The following is a 14,247-nucleotide window of genomic DNA, read 5'->3' on the forward strand; positions in this document are numbered from 1 at the left end:
CACCTACGATCCCACGGGACGGCGGAAGCTCTTGGCTACCCGCCGTTCGCCGGCACTGAAGATCTGGGTCGAGAAGGTCGTCAGGATGAGATAGAGGCAGGCGGCCACGGTGTAGAACAGGAAGGGCTGGCGGGTCGATCCGTTCGCCTTGTTGGCGGCGTTCATGATCTCGACCAGGCCGGTGACGGAGATCAAAGCGGAGTCCTTGACGCTGAGCTGGAAGACGTTGCCGAGGCCGGGAATGGCAAAGCGCATGATCTGCGGTGCGATGATGCGGCGAAAACGCATGAAGCGCGGCATACCGATGGCGCGACCCGCCTCGATCTCGCCCTTGGCGATGGCGGTGAAGGCGCCGCGGAAGACTTCCGCCTGGTAGGCGGCGGAGATCAGGCCGACGCCGAGCGCGCCGGCCAGGAAGCTGTTGATCGTGGTGTTGTTGCCGATGCCGAGCGCACCCAGCGAATTGCCGATCACATCGACCACACGGCCGAAATAGACCATGTAAATGATCAGCAGTTCCGGGGCTCCGCGCAGCACCACTGTATAGACATTGCCGACCAGGGTAGCCGGCATGTTGCCGGCAATCTTGGCCCAGGCGACCAGGGCGCCGACGACGGCGCCGATCAGCATCGCCGCGACGGTGACGGCCAGCGTCATTCCCGCGCCGCCGAGGAGATAGAGCCCCCAACCTGTCTCGCCGAAGCCGAGCGTGGCAACCAGATAGGAGATCTTGTCGGATAGGCTGGTGATCACGTCCACAATGCGGCTCTCCTCTCGGGGTAGGCCAGTGAGACATAGGCGATGGCGGCTCGCCGCGGCCGCTGTGGTGGCAGGGCCGGCAGTGTCGTCCCTTCAGTCCGCGGCCGGAGCTGGCCGGCCCGCGGACTGAGGCCGAAGACTTACGAGCCCTTGACGGGGGTCACGTCCAGCTTGAACCATTTCAGGCTGAGCTTCTTGACGGTGCCGTCGGCGATGGCGCTGCCGATCGCCTTGTCCCACATCTCGCGCAGATCGTTGTCCGACTGGCGGAAGGCCGGGCCGATGCCCTCGCCCCAGATCGGACCGGCAATCTGAGCACCGACGAGGGTCATCTGCTCATTGCCCGATTTGGCGAAGGCGGAGGTGAAATAGGTGTCGTCGTCGAAGCCGACATCGATACGCCCGCCCGTGATGTCGAGGTCGCGTTCGCCCGAGGTCTTGTATTCGGTGATGGTGGCGATGTCCTTGAAGTTCTCTTCGACGAATTTGGTGTAGACGGTGGCGGTCTGGATGCCGATGGTCTTGCCCTTCAGGGCTTCGCGCATCTTCTCGACCGTGCTCTTGTCATGGCCGGCCTCGCCCGTCAGCGTCACTGTGGTGCCGGTGCCGTCCATCTTGGCGAGGTCGCCGGTCTTCAGGCCGGCAAAACCCGCCGGGGTCTGGGCGTAGGGCTGCGAGAAGGCGACCTGCTTCTTGCGGTCGTCGGTGATCGACATCGCATCCATGATCATGTCGAACTTGCCGCCGTTCAGGCCGGCGATCATGCCGTCCCAGTCCTGTGCAATGAATTTGCACTCGATCTTCATGCGCCCGCACAGATCCTTGGCGAGGTCGATCTCGAAGCCGTCCATGCTGCCGTCGGGCTTGGTCAGGTTCCAGGGCTCATAGGCGCCTTCCAGGGCGATCGTGACCGTCTTCCACTCCTTGGCCACCGCCGGCATGGCCGTCAGGGCGGTCAGCGCCAGCAGCGCCGAGGAGATCAGGTACTTCTTCATTGTCGGTTCCCCTTTTGGGTTTTGGCCGCCCGGTCTTCCGGTCCGGCTTCATTCTGGATCGCCCTTGCAGTGCCTCAATCGGTCTTGTGCCGCTTGCTTGAGGCGCGATCCGGGCGGACCATGGTCCCCCGCCCGGATGCCAGCGTGGTCAGCGCTTTCGGATCTGCCTGGCTCAGGACTTGGTCTGAGGCGACATGTCCGTCTTGAACCATTTCATGCTGAGCTTCTTGATCGTGCCGTCGGCAAGGGCTTCGCCGATCGCCTTGTCGAACATGTCGCGCAGTTCCGGATCGGATTTGCGGAAGGCAGGGCCGATGCCTTCGCTCCACACCGCGCCGGTGATTTCGGGACCGGCCAGCATCATTTCCGAGTGATCGGGGCGAGACAGCACCGAGTAATAGAAGGTGACGTCGCCGACGGTGGCGTCGACACGGCCGGCAGAGAGGTCGAGATCGGCCTCACCCACGGTCTTGTATTCGGTGATGGTGGCCACGTCCTTGAAGTTCTTGGCCAGCCATTCGGCATAGTTGGTGGCAACCTGCACGCCGATGGTCTTGCCCTTCACGGCATCGCGCAGGGCGTCGACCGTCGGCTTGTCATGCGCGGCATCGCCCGTCAGCGTCACGATGGTGCCGGTGCCGGCGAGCTTGGCGAGGTCGTTGGACTTCAGCGTGGCGAAACCGGCGCGTTCGCCGGCATAGGGACGCGAGAAATCGATCTGCTTCTTGCGTTCCTCGGTGATCGACATGCCGTCCATGATCACGTCGAACTTGCCGGCATTGAGGCTCGGGATCATGCCGTCCCAATCCTGGGCAATGAATTTGCACTCGACCTTGATGCGTCCGCAGATATCCTTGGCGAGGTCGATCTCGAAGCCGTCCATGGTGCCGTCGGGCTTGGTCAGGTTCCAGGGCTCATAGGCGCCCTCCAGGCCGATGGTGACGGTCTTCCACTCCTTGGCCTGGGCGGCCGGAACGCTCATCAGCGTCGCCAGCGCCAGGATGGCGGTGGAAATGAGGGTTTTCTTCATCATCAATTCCCCTATGTTGACAGCAACCCGCGCGCCTCAATGGCGGGCCAGGTTTCTGATCGCGGTCTTGAAGGCCGCATTGATGATGTCGTCCTGGTCGTGACGCCCGTTGCGGATACGCCACTGCCCCTCAACCATGACGTCACGCACCGTACGGTCGCCAAGCGCGAACAGCCAGCGATCGACAATAGCGTCATCCTTGGCGCTGTCCATGAAAGCATCGTCGCCGTCGAGGACGACCAGGCTGGCGAGCTTTCCGGGGGCAATGGCGCCGATGGGCTGGCCGAGGGCCTGGGCACCGCCAGCGAGGGCCGCATCGTATATGTCGCGCCCGACCGAGCGATGCGGGCCATTGGCGAGGCGGTTGCGTTTTTCGTCGCGCAGGCGCTGCGAATATTCGAGCGTGCGCAGCTCGTCGACGACGCTGGGGGAGACGTGGCTGTCGGTGCCGATGCCGAAACGGCCATTCTGGGCGCGATAGGCGACTGCGTCGAAGATGCCGTCGCCGAGATTGGCTTCCGTCGCCGGGCAGAGGCCCGCAATGGCGCCGCTCGCCGCCATGCGCTGGAGCTCGGACGGATCGGCATGGGTGGCGTGGATCAGGCACCAGCGTTCGTCCACGGGCATATGGTCGAACAGCCATTGCATCGGGCGCTTGCCGCTCCAGGCCAGGCTGTCGTCGACTTCCTTCTGCTGCTCGGCGATGTGGATGTGCAGCGGCCCGGTCTTGAGCAGGCTCGCCATCAGCGTGTTCATCTCCTCCGGCGTCGCCGCGCGCAGCGAATGGAAGGCGTAGCCGAGCGTTGCACCCTGTGCGGCACAGGCCGGGGCGAGCTCCGCCATCAGGCGCTGGAAGCCGTCGATATCGTGGATGAAGCGGCGCTGGCCTTCATGGGGAGCAACGCCGCCGAAATTGGCATGGGCGTAGAAGACGGGCAGCAGCGTCATGCCGATGCCGCTGGTCCTGGCCGCGGCCAGGATGCGCTTGGCCATCTCGGCGCGGTCGGCGAAGAGGGCGCCGTCCTTGTCGTGATGCAGATAGTGGAATTCGGCGATCGAGCCGAAGCCGGCCTTGAGCAGATCGACATAGAGCCGGGTGGCGATCGCCTCGGCGTCCTCGGGCGTGATCTGGCCGACGGTGCGGTACATTTCCTCGCGCCAGGTCCAGAAGCTGTCGCTGCCCGCGCCGGACACTTCCGCAAGGCCGGACATGGCACGCTGGAAGGCGTGGGAATGCAGGTTGGGCATGGCAGGTAGCACCGGGCCGGCGGCGATCTCGGCGCCATCTGGGGCGACATCGGGGGTTACGGCGCTGATCCGGCCTGAAGCATCGATCTCGATGCGCACATTCCGGGCCCAGCCATCGGGCAGCAGGGCCTGGCTGGCGTACAGGCTGTGGTTGCTCTGGAGTTGTGGGCGGAAATCGGGCATGTTTGTGTACCGACGAGTTCGCAACTTGTATGTATAAGTTTTATACATAATTTTGCGATCGTGGCAAGTGCCGTATGAAGCGGTGAGTCGATTTTTGAGGAATGACGTCGTCATGAGCATGCCGCCGGACAGGAAGCCGGAGCCCGCCATACCCGCCACGCCGCTCTATGCCGAGGTAAAGCAGCACATCCTCGCGCGGGTGCGCAGTGGCGAGTGGCCGCCGGATCATCGCATCCCTTCCGAAAGCGAATTGGTCGAGCAGCTCGGGGTCAGTCGCATGACGGTGAACCGGGCCTTGCGCGAGCTCAGTCTCGAAGGCGTGCTGGTGCGCATGCAGGGCAGGGGCTCCTTCGTCGCGGGCGGCAACAGCCATTCGGACGTGTTCGCCGTCACCAATATCGCCGAGGAGATCCGCGGTCGCGGCCACGACTACAGCGCGCAGGTGCTGCTGCTCGATACGTTGAAGGCGACGCCGGATATCGCCGATTTGCTCGAATTGCCGATCGGAAGCCCGGTTTTTCACTCGATTATCGTGCATTGCGACAATGAAGTGCCGATCCAGCTCGAGGATCGTTTCGTCAATCCCACGGTGGCGCCGGATTATCTCGATCACGATTTTTCCAAGGTGACGCCCAATGAAGTGCTCAGTGCGGTGGTGCCGTGGAGCGAGGCGGAGCATCGCATCGAGGCGGTGCTGCCGCAGGCCTGGGAATGCAAGCTGCTGGCGATCTCGCGGGCTGATCCCTGCCTGCTGATCCGTCGCCGCACCTTCGCGACCGGATGGGTGGGGGCGCCGGCCCCGGAGGCCGGCGGTGACGAGGGGGCCGTGCAGCATGTCGTCACCGCGGTGCGCCTGCTGTTGCCGGGCGGGCGCTATCGCATCGAGAACAGGCGGCATTCCAACCGCGTGGGGTAAATGTTCTGAACGGCTCAGCGGTCCTTGACAGCGGGGCCAATTTGCTGCTAACTTGTATATACAAGCAACAAGAGGTCATGTACATGCTCAGCAATGCCCGTTTCCGCGATGTCGAGATCCGCGCCCCGCGTGGCACCCAGCTCAATGCCAAGAGCTGGTTGACCGAAGCGCCGCTGCGCATGCTCATGAACAATCTCGATCCCGACGTCGCCGAGAACCCCAAGGAACTGGTGGTCTATGGCGGCATCGGCCGCGCCGCGCGCGACTGGGAGTGCTTCGACACCATCGTGCGCGAGTTGAAGAACCTCAACAATGACGAGACGCTGCTGGTGCAGTCCGGCAAGCCGGTCGGCGTGTTCAAGACCCATGCCGACGCCCCGCGCGTCCTCATCGCCAACTCCAACCTGGTGCCGCATTGGGCGACCTGGGAGAAGTTCAACCAGCTCGATGCCGAAGGCCTGATGATGTATGGCCAGATGACGGCCGGCTCCTGGATCTATATCGGCTCGCAGGGCATCGTGCAGGGCACCTATGAGACCTTCGTCGAAGCCGGCCGCCAGCATTATGGCGGCGACCTCGCCGGTCGCTGGGTGCTCACAGCCGGTCTCGGCGGCATGGGCGGCGCCCAGCCGCTGGCCGCGACCCTCGCCGGCGCCGTCTCGCTCAACATCGAATGCCAGCAGCAGAGCATCGATTTCCGCCTGCGCACCCGCTATGTCGACAAGCAGGCCAAGGATCTCGACGACGCGCTTGCGCTGATCAAGCATCATTGCGACCGCAAGGAAGCCGTCTCGATCGCCCTGCTCGGCAATGCCGCCGAGATCCTGCCCGAACTGGTGCGCCGCGGCGTCCGCCCGGACATGGTCACCGACCAGACCTCCGCCCATGACCCGCTGAACGGCTATCTGCCGATCGGCTGGACCTGGGAAGAATACAAGGAGCGCGCCCGCACCGAGCCGGCGCATGTCGTCGCCGAGGCCAAGAAGTCGATGGCGGTGCATGTGCGGGCCATGCTCGACTTCCAGAAGATGGGCGTGCCCACCTTCGACTACGGCAACAATATCCGCCAGATGGCCAAGGAAGTCGGCGTCGACAACGCCTTCGACTTCCCGGGCTTTGTGCCGGCCTATATCCGTCCGCTGTTCTGCCGCGGCATCGGCCCCTTCCGCTGGGCGGCCCTGTCGGGTGATCCGGCCGACATCGCCAAGACCGACGCCAAGGTCAAGGAACTGATCCCGGACGACAAGCACCTGCACAACTGGCTCGACATGGCCGCCGAGCGCATCGCCTTCCAGGGTCTGCCCGCCCGCATCTGCTGGGTCGGCCTCGGCCAGCGCCACCGCCTCGGCCTCGCCTTCAACGAGATGGTGCGCACCGGCGAACTCTCCGCGCCGGTCGTCATCGGCCGCGACCATCTCGATAGCGGCTCGGTCGCCTCGCCCAACCGCGAGACGGAATCCATGCGCGACGGCTCGGACGCCGTGTCCGACTGGCCACTGCTCAACGCCCTGCTCAACTGCGCCTCGGGCGCGACCTGGGTGTCGCTGCATCATGGCGGCGGCGTCGGCATGGGCTATTCGCAGCATTCAGGCATGGTCATCGTCTGCGACGGCAGCGAGGACGCCGACCGGCGTCTGGCTCGCGTGCTGGTCAACGATCCCGGCACCGGCGTGATGCGCCATGCCGACGCCGGCTACGACATTGCCATCGACTGGGCCAAGCAGCAGGGCATGAACCTGCCGATGCTGAACAAGTAAGGCAGCGTGCCGGCATCCTACCGGAAAGCGACCATGGCCAGCCGGTATCGATTGGCTGCAAGGCGGGTCCTCGGGCCCGCCTTTTTCGTGCCCAGAAGGGTGTCTTCCTTTGTTGCGCGGAGACCTCAGTTTACCGTCTGGTGCAAGGCGAGGTTGCATCATGCCGCTGCTGCATTGTGACTTTTCAGTAACAAGGAGGCTAAAAAGCGGCAGTTTTCGGACGTGTGGCAAGAATTTATATTGTCGGTCTGGCCTGGTTGGTTCAGATTCGAACCGTAAATTTTTTAATTTCGTACTTTTGCTTCTGTTGCCGATACGATTTTAATCCGAAGACCTTCTGTCTTTTGTCGAGCGGCAGATGTTTTCTTGGAGGAAATCATGGTGAAAAAATCATTTATTTTAGGGACTGTGGCCGCTCTTACCAGTTTTGCGGCCGCCCACGCGGCGGATCTTCCCATGACCAAGGGCGAGGCCGTCGAATATGTGAAGGTCTGCACGGCCTTTGGACCTGGCTTCTTCTATATTCCCGGCAGCGACACCTGTCTGCGCATCGGCAGCGAGTTCCGCATAGACTATCGCGTCTATGGCGGCGGCAAGTTCAATCGCGACGACAACCGCACCGCCTTCAATGCCCAGGCCCGTGTCTGGTTCGATGCCCGCACCGAGACCGAATATGGCTTGCTGCGCTCCTATTTCCAGATCAACGCGGACAGCAATACCGCCACGCGGGTCAACGGCACGGAGCAGCGCAACCGCTTCACCATCGACAAGGCCTTCATCCAGTTCGGCGGCCTGACGGCCGGTTATGCGCATTCCTTCTTCGGCTTCTACGACAACGACTATGGCAACACCATCTTCGGCCCCTATTACGCCCAGTCGAACACGGTGAACCTCATCGCCTACACGGCACAGTTCGGCGGCGGCTTCTCGGCCACCCTGTCGGTCGAAGATGGCCGCGATCACCGCCAGAACGACGTGTTCGCCTATCAGGGCGGCCAGCAGGTGCCGGATGTCGTCGGCGTCCTCAGGCTCGACCAGGAATGGGGTACGGTGGCGCTCCAGGCGGCGGCCCACCAGTTCCGCAGTGCCTCGCGCTACGACAATGGTACGCCGAACGATCCCACCGATGATGTCGCGCTGCGGCACCAGAACAAATGGGGCTATGCGATCGGCGGCGATGTGCTGATCAAGATCCCGCAGCTCCAGGATGGCCATCTGGTGATCGAAGGCCAATATGCCGATGGCGCGCTGGACTATCTCGGCGCCGACAACCTCTATGCCCTCCGCTCGCAGGACTTCTACTATCGCAATGGCTTTTCGAGGCTCGAAGCCGGCAAGGGCTGGTCTGTTACGGCCGAACTGGGCGGCAATTTCACGCCGCAATGGGGCTTCAACATCGTACCGAGCTATATCGACACACGCTATGACGGCGCCGGCAGCAATGGCCAGGACCTGAAGGCCAAGGAATATGCCATCACCGGCAACCTGACCTACATGATCGTCAAGGGCCTGTCGGTGACGGGCGAGGTCTCCTACATCCGCTCGGAGTTCGATCGCGAGCTCGGCAACGAGACCTTTGCCGACAACCGGCCGAAGGAGAAGCTCAACTCGGTGGTTGGCGGCATCCGCATCAAGCGGATGTTCTGAGGGCGCCGCGGCCCTTCGATGCCGGCTTGGCCCTGTGCGTGAGAGCAGCGAGCAGTGCCTCATCCGGGTGACCTAAGACGGGCAAAACACGCCGTCAGGGGGCGTGCAGCTCGATGACGCTTCGGTGAGCGGCATTAGGCGTCACGGCCCCTTTTTCGTCTATTGCAGGCATGCGCCCCCTGTTCTTCTTGTCCCTGTGGGCTCACAGCGTGTTTCGAAGAACGGGCGAGGACACCCGACTCCTCGCAAGGCACGTGTCCTAGGGGAAGTCGGCCATCGATACGCCAGCATTTTTGGAACGTGGCGTGGGAAGGGGGCATGGTACCGGTCTTTAGTGGCGGACCGGGATGTTGTAGAGCGAGATGTGCTTGCCCGCTCTGGAGCCTTGCCTTGAAGTTCGTCTACTTCTCCCCGCACTTTCCCGACAATGGCGCGGTGTTCTGCAGCCGCCTGGCCAGCGCTGGCGTGACCGTCCTCGGCATCGGCGATGCGTCCTACGAGACGCTACGGCCCGAACTCAAAAGCGCGCTTGCCGAATATTACCGCGTTTCCAGCATGGAGGATGGCGATCAGGTCCTGCGCGCCATGGGCCATTTCATCCATCGCTGGGGACGCATCGATCGCTTCGAATCCCTCAACGAGCATTGGCTCGAGCAGGATGCCGGCATCCGCACCGATTTCAACATTCCCGGCATCAAGCGCGATTTCGTCGACAATCTGAAGCAGAAGTCGAAGATGCGGGCCTTTTTCGACAAGGCGGGCGTCGAGACGATCCGCCAGCGCCCCTATGTCGACCGCGAGGGCGTGGAGGCTTTCATCGGCAAGGTCGGCTATCCCGTCGTGATCAAGCCCGATCAGGGCTCGGGGGCCAGCAACACCGTGAAGATCACCTCGGCCGCCGATCTCGATAGCTTCGAGGCCGGTCGGCGAGCGGGGATCACCTATGTGGTCGAGCAGTTCATCGACGGCATCGTGCTCACCTATGACGGGCTGGTTGATCGCGACGGCCGGATCGTATTCGCCGCCAGTCACCGCTTCGAGCAATCCATCATGGGCGTGGTCAACGCCGACAGCCATCTCAACTACTACTGCCTGCCCTACGTCGACCCGGCGATTGAGCAGGCGGGACGGGCCGCGATCGCCAGTTTCGGCATCCGCGAGAAATTCTTCCATATCGAGTTCTTCCAGACGCGGGCGGACAAACGCATCGTGGCGCTGGAGATCAACATGCGCCCTCCCGGTGCCTGGATGACGGATGCCATCAACTATGCCTATGACATGGACGTCTATCGTGAATGGGCCAGCATGGTGGCGGACAATACGGTCGGCGGCCCGTTCGAGGGGCGCTATTATGTCGGCTATGCCAGCCGCAAGAACCATATCCGCTATGTCAACGACCACCAGGTGGTCTTGAAGGCGCATGGCGACAAGATCGTGCATTTCGCGCCGATCGAGGCAGTCTTCAGCCGGGCCATGGGCAATTTCGCCTATCAGTTCCGTTCGCAGGATTTCGACGAGGTGAAGGCGATCGTGCGTTTCATCCAGGCCGTGGAGGATTGAGACGTTGCAGATCGCCTATCACAAGCGCGGCAGCGCCGAGCTCGGGCGCGAGATGGAATTCAAGGTCTACGGCCATGCCGGCCGGCCAGTCCTGGTCTTCCCCACCTCGAACGGGCGCTTCTATCAATATGAGGATTCGGGCGGCATCGGCGCGCTTGCCGACCGTATCGAGGCCGGCGAACTGCGGGTGTGGACGGTCGATGGCATCGATGGCGAGAGTTTCTTTGCCGAGCACGACGATATCCAGTACCGCATCGGCCGCCACGAGGCCTATTTCCGGTATGTCCGCCACGAATTGCTGCCGGAGATCCTGGACGTCGCGGGAGGCAGGGCGCCCCTGCTGACCGGATGCTCGATGGGGGCCTTCCATGCCAGCAATTTCCTGTTCCGTTTTCCGGAGACGGTGGCGGGCGTGATCGGCTTGAGCGGCGTCTACTCGACCCGGCACTTCTTCGGGAAGGCTCTCGACGGGCAGATCTACTTCAATTCGCCGCTCGCCTATCTCGCGGGCCTGGAAGAAGGCGAGTTGCTGGATCGGATCCGCTCGCGCCGCCTGTTCTTCTGTTGCGGGCGGGGAGCCTGGGAAGAGAGAATGGTCGAGGATACCGGCAATCTGGCACGGTTGCTGTCCGCCAAGCAGATCCCGGCCTGGGTCGATTTCTGGGGTGCCGACGTCAGCCATGACTGGCCCTGGTGGCACCGGCAGATCGTGTATTTCTTCGGCAAATGGCTGGATGCCGACCGCGCCAGCCCGGTGGGATAGCGCGGTGGGCCCTATTGGGATCAGGGGGAGGAGGACAGGGCGGCTGCCTCGTCCGCTTTAGTCCCTTCCGGCGCCGCGCGGCGCCCGAGGAAGACGAAGACCACGATGGCGGTGACCACGGTGATGGCGGCGAGCAGCAGGAGCAGCGTGGCGAACGCATCGCCATAGGCCTGGATCAGGGCGGGGCGGGCAAGCTGCGGCAGCGCGCCGGCAGCGCCGGCAACGTCTCCCGTCACCAGTTTCTGGGCTCCCTCCCTCACCTGCTCGCCGGCGAGGTGGCCGGCAGTCAGGGCCGAGAGCACGGCGCTGACGATGGCGAGCGCCACGCCTTCGCCGGCGACGCGGACCGTCGAGAAGATGCCGGTTGCCATGCCGGCGCGCTCGGCGGGCACCACGGAGACGGCGAGGCCGTCCATCAGGCCCCAGGGCAGGCTGATGCCGATGCCGATCACGGCCATGGGCGCGAGCATGGCCGATACATCGCCGCCAACCGGCATGAAGCTCAGCCAGGCAAGCCCGGCTGCGCAGACCAGCAGGCCGAGGCTTGAGATCACGGCCGGTGCGATCCAGCGCGAGAGCCAGCCCGCCAGGAGTGGGAGAACCAGCAGCGGCGCGGACAGGGCCATCATCATGCGGCCCGCGGCGACCTCGCCGACCCCTTCGATGCCGACGAAGCGGATCGGCAGGAGGATCAGCAACACCACGAAGGCATAGGCCGGCGCGGCTGCCAGCAATTGCACGCCCACGAAGCGCCCATAGCGGAACAGGCCGAGGTCGAGCATCGGGCGGGGCGAGTTGAGTTCGATGCGTACGAACAGCGCCATCAGGGCCGCGGCGCCGATGAGCAGGGTGATGACGAATGGATCGCCCCAACCGCTTTCAGGAGCCTGCAGCATGCCATAGGTGAACAGGGTCAAAGCGAGCGTGAAGCTGATGGCACCCGGCCAATCCAGTCCGCGTGCCTGGGGATCGCGGGATTCCCGCAGCACGAGGATGCCGATCAGGAAGGACACGACCGTCAAGGCGACGACGGCAAGGAAGATGCTGGGCCAGCCGAAGGTCTCGCTCATCAGGCCCGAACTGATCGGGCCGAAGGAGAGGCCGGCGCCGAAGCTCGCCCCGACGACGCTGAAGGCACGCATGCGGGCCGCATCGGAGAATTCCTGGGCCAGGGCCGCCATGCCGCCCGCGAAGGCCGCCGCGGCGGCGATGCCCTGGAGCGCGCGCAGGAAGTCGAAGACCAGGATGGAGCGGGCCCCCACCAGGGCCAGTGAGGCCAGGGCGAAGCCGGCGACTCCGGTGAGGAAGATGCGCTTGCGCCCGAAACTGTCGGCCAGGGCGCCGGCGGCCATCAGTGCGCTGCCGAAGGTCAGCATGAAGGCATTCGTCACCCAGTTCAGGGCGACCGGGCTGCCGCCCAACGTCTCGGCGATGGCGGTCAGCGCCACGGCCGGGCCGGTGAAGGTCAGCGGCATGGCGATGGCGGCCAGGCAGACGGATAGCAGGATGAGCGCCTTGTGGGCCGCGCTCGGAGCCAAGGTTCGGTCTGTCATGAAATCGGTGCTCGAAAATTGGTGGCAGATCGCCGGCCGGATTCAGGGGCCTCCGCCTGGAGACTTACCCTGGAGAAATGGCGCGATCCGTTGCGAGCAATCTATTCTTGCCGCATTATTGGTGAAATATGGGCTTCGTTCCGAAGATAACGGAACGAAATTCCGGAATGGCGAAGAGATTTACCGGACCTTCCCGACGGGACGGTCTCGCGGAGGGCCTATGGACAGGAGCGGCAATCTCACGGCCTTCGTGCGCACGGCGGACCTTGGCAGTTTCGCCGCAGCCGGACGGGTGCTCGGCCTTTCTGCCTCGGCCGTCGGCAAGTCGGTCGGCAAGCTGGAGCAGGATCTCGGCGTCCGGCTGTTCCAGCGCACCACCCGCACCATCCGCCTCACCGAGGAAGGGCGCCTGTTCCACGAACGCTGTCGCCGCATCCTCGACGATCTCGACGACGCCTGGGCCATCGTGGCGGGTTCGCGCGACGCTCCGCGGGGACGGCTGCGGGTGTCGACGCCGGTCGTCACCTACCACATCCTCATGCCCCTGATGCCGGAGTTCACAGCGCTCTATCCGGAGATCGAGCTCGACTTCGATTTCAACGACCGGTTGGTCGACCTGGTGGAGGAAGGGGTCGATGTCGCCATCCGCAGCGGCGATCTGCCGGATTCCCGGCTGATGTCGCGGGTGTTCTGCTCTTTCCGCCAGATGTTGTTCGCTTCGCCGGCCTATCTCGAGCGTCACGGCACGCCGCTGAAGCTGCGCGATCTCGACGGTCACCTTGCCATTCGCTACCGCTTCCTCAACAGCGGCAGGATGCTGGAATGGCCCTTGATCCTGCCACCGGACGAGCCCGAACCGCGCACGCGCATCATCTTCACCTGCAACAATATGGAAGCCATGCGCGGCGCCACGCTCGGCGGGCTCGGCATCGGCGTCATGCCGGACTTCCTGGTGCGCGATGCCGTCGAGGCCGGAACATTGCGGACCGTGCTGCCGGATCACGTCGGCGGGCCGCGAAACTTCAACATGATCTGGCCGTCCAACCGGCATCTCTCGCCGAAGGTTCGCGTCTTCGTGGACTTCATGCAGGCCCGGCTCACCGGCGTATGAGCATGAAGTCGGCAGTTAAATTCGCGACATTGTCGGATTGGCCGACCCTCCCTCGTCCTTGGGGCATCAGGCCGCGATGAGGCCTCAGAGGAGAACGTCATGTCCAAGATTTCGCCGTGCCTGTGGTTTGCGGGAGAGGCCGAGGAGGCCGCCAATTTCTATGTGTCGCTGCTGCCGGATTCGCGCATCGACCATGTGCAGCGCAACGTCGCCGATGGTCCGGGCGGCAAGGCCGGCACGGTGCTGATGGTCCGCTTTACCTTGGCGGGCGAGAGCTATCTCGCCCTCAATGGCGGCGAAAAATGCGACTATAATCACGCCGTCTCCTTCCACATCGACTGCGCCGACCAGGCCGAGATCGACCGGCTGTGGGCGACGCTGGGCGAGAAGGGCGAACTGATCCATTGCGGCTGGCTCAAGGACCGCTATGGCGTGCACTGGCAGATCGTGCCCTCGATCCTGCCCACGCTGCTGGCCGATCCCGACCAGGCCAAGGCTCAGCGCGTCATGGCCGCCGTGCTCGGGGCGATCAAGTTCGACATCGCGGCGCTGCAGAAGGCCTATAAAGGGGTGTGAGACCAGGTGCATAACTCAGGTTGCATGACGGTAACGTTTCCTGGGACCGCCAGCATCTTGCTGACTCTTGGAGGGGCGGCCTGTGCGGGCGAAAAAGCCAGCAGGATGCTGGCGATCCCAGGGGTAGTCCTGAACTCGCCGTGCCGGTC

The 14,247-nt window shown here is 63.7% G+C and carries 12 protein-coding genes; 7 read left to right on the forward strand and 5 right to left on the reverse strand.

Features of this window, described 5'->3' with window-relative positions; all coding sequences use genetic code 11:
* Positions 1 to 3: 3 nt before the first annotated feature.
* From ACTJKX_RS15545 to ACTJKX_RS15560, 4 genes are all read right to left on the reverse strand, one after another.
* Positions 4 to 750, reverse strand: a complete 747-nt coding sequence (locus ACTJKX_RS15545) for an ABC transporter permease (protein ID WP_440725945.1) — start codon at positions 748 to 750, stop codon at positions 4 to 6.
* Positions 751 to 899: 149 nt separating this feature from the next.
* Entirely contained in the window at positions 900 to 1,754 is an 855-nt protein-coding gene (locus ACTJKX_RS15550) for a transporter substrate-binding domain-containing protein (RefSeq protein ID WP_311938551.1), read from the reverse strand.
* A gap of 172 nt (positions 1,755 to 1,926) precedes the next feature.
* Positions 1,927 to 2,784 carry a transporter substrate-binding domain-containing protein gene (locus ACTJKX_RS15555; RefSeq protein WP_367625509.1) on the reverse strand — a complete coding sequence of 286 codons (858 nt, stop codon included), beginning with the start codon at positions 2,782 to 2,784 and terminating at the stop codon, positions 1,927 to 1,929.
* Positions 2,785 to 2,820: 36 nt separating this feature from the next.
* A complete protein-coding gene (locus tag ACTJKX_RS15560) occupies positions 2,821 to 4,215 on the reverse strand; it encodes a formimidoylglutamate deiminase (RefSeq protein WP_311938554.1) in 1,395 nt (464 codons plus the stop codon).
* 112 nt (positions 4,216 to 4,327) lie between these two features.
* Between ACTJKX_RS15560 and hutC the strand changes: the two genes are divergently transcribed.
* The 5 genes from hutC (at position 4,328) to ACTJKX_RS15585 (ending at position 10,858) form a co-directional block, all read left to right on the forward strand.
* A complete protein-coding gene (gene hutC, locus ACTJKX_RS15565; protein WP_440725807.1) occupies positions 4,328 to 5,131 on the forward strand; it encodes a histidine utilization repressor in 804 nt (267 codons plus the stop codon).
* Positions 5,132 to 5,214: 83 nt separating this feature from the next.
* Positions 5,215 to 6,888, forward strand: a complete 1,674-nt coding sequence (gene hutU / locus ACTJKX_RS15570) for a urocanate hydratase (RefSeq protein WP_311938558.1) — start codon at positions 5,215 to 5,217, stop codon at positions 6,886 to 6,888.
* Between the two features lie 456 nt (positions 6,889 to 7,344).
* The gene (locus ACTJKX_RS15575; RefSeq protein WP_440725808.1) at positions 7,345 to 8,535 is read left to right on the forward strand and encodes a porin; all 1,191 of its coding nucleotides are present in this window, start codon (positions 7,345 to 7,347) and stop codon (positions 8,533 to 8,535) included.
* A gap of 390 nt (positions 8,536 to 8,925) precedes the next feature.
* A complete protein-coding gene (locus tag ACTJKX_RS15580; RefSeq protein ID WP_440725809.1) occupies positions 8,926 to 10,095 on the forward strand; it encodes an ATP-grasp domain-containing protein in 1,170 nt (389 codons plus the stop codon).
* Positions 10,096 to 10,099: 4 nt separating this feature from the next.
* Positions 10,100 to 10,858 carry an esterase family protein gene (locus ACTJKX_RS15585; protein ID WP_149253436.1) on the forward strand — a complete coding sequence of 253 codons (759 nt, stop codon included), beginning with the start codon at positions 10,100 to 10,102 and terminating at the stop codon, positions 10,856 to 10,858.
* Positions 10,859 to 10,878: 20 nt separating this feature from the next.
* Here ACTJKX_RS15585 and ACTJKX_RS15590 read toward each other — a convergent pair whose 3' ends face one another.
* The gene (locus ACTJKX_RS15590) at positions 10,879 to 12,411 is read right to left on the reverse strand and encodes an MFS transporter (protein ID WP_440725810.1); all 1,533 of its coding nucleotides are present in this window, start codon (positions 12,409 to 12,411) and stop codon (positions 10,879 to 10,881) included.
* 220 nt (positions 12,412 to 12,631) lie between these two features.
* Here ACTJKX_RS15590 and ACTJKX_RS15595 point away from each other — a divergent pair, with 220 nt between their 5' ends.
* Both ACTJKX_RS15595 and ACTJKX_RS15600 read left to right on the forward strand, forming a co-directional pair.
* Positions 12,632 to 13,522 carry a LysR family transcriptional regulator gene (locus tag ACTJKX_RS15595; protein WP_440725811.1) on the forward strand — a complete coding sequence of 297 codons (891 nt, stop codon included), beginning with the start codon at positions 12,632 to 12,634 and terminating at the stop codon, positions 13,520 to 13,522.
* Between the two features lie 99 nt (positions 13,523 to 13,621).
* Positions 13,622 to 14,098 carry a VOC family protein gene (locus tag ACTJKX_RS15600; protein ID WP_440725812.1) on the forward strand — a complete coding sequence of 159 codons (477 nt, stop codon included), beginning with the start codon at positions 13,622 to 13,624 and terminating at the stop codon, positions 14,096 to 14,098.
* Positions 14,099 to 14,247 lie beyond the last annotated feature (149 nt).

Origin of the sequence: Labrys sp. 22185 (genome assembly GCF_052045555.1) — a bacterium.
Taxonomy (GTDB): domain Bacteria; phylum Pseudomonadota; class Alphaproteobacteria; order Rhizobiales; family Labraceae; genus Labrys; species Labrys neptuniae.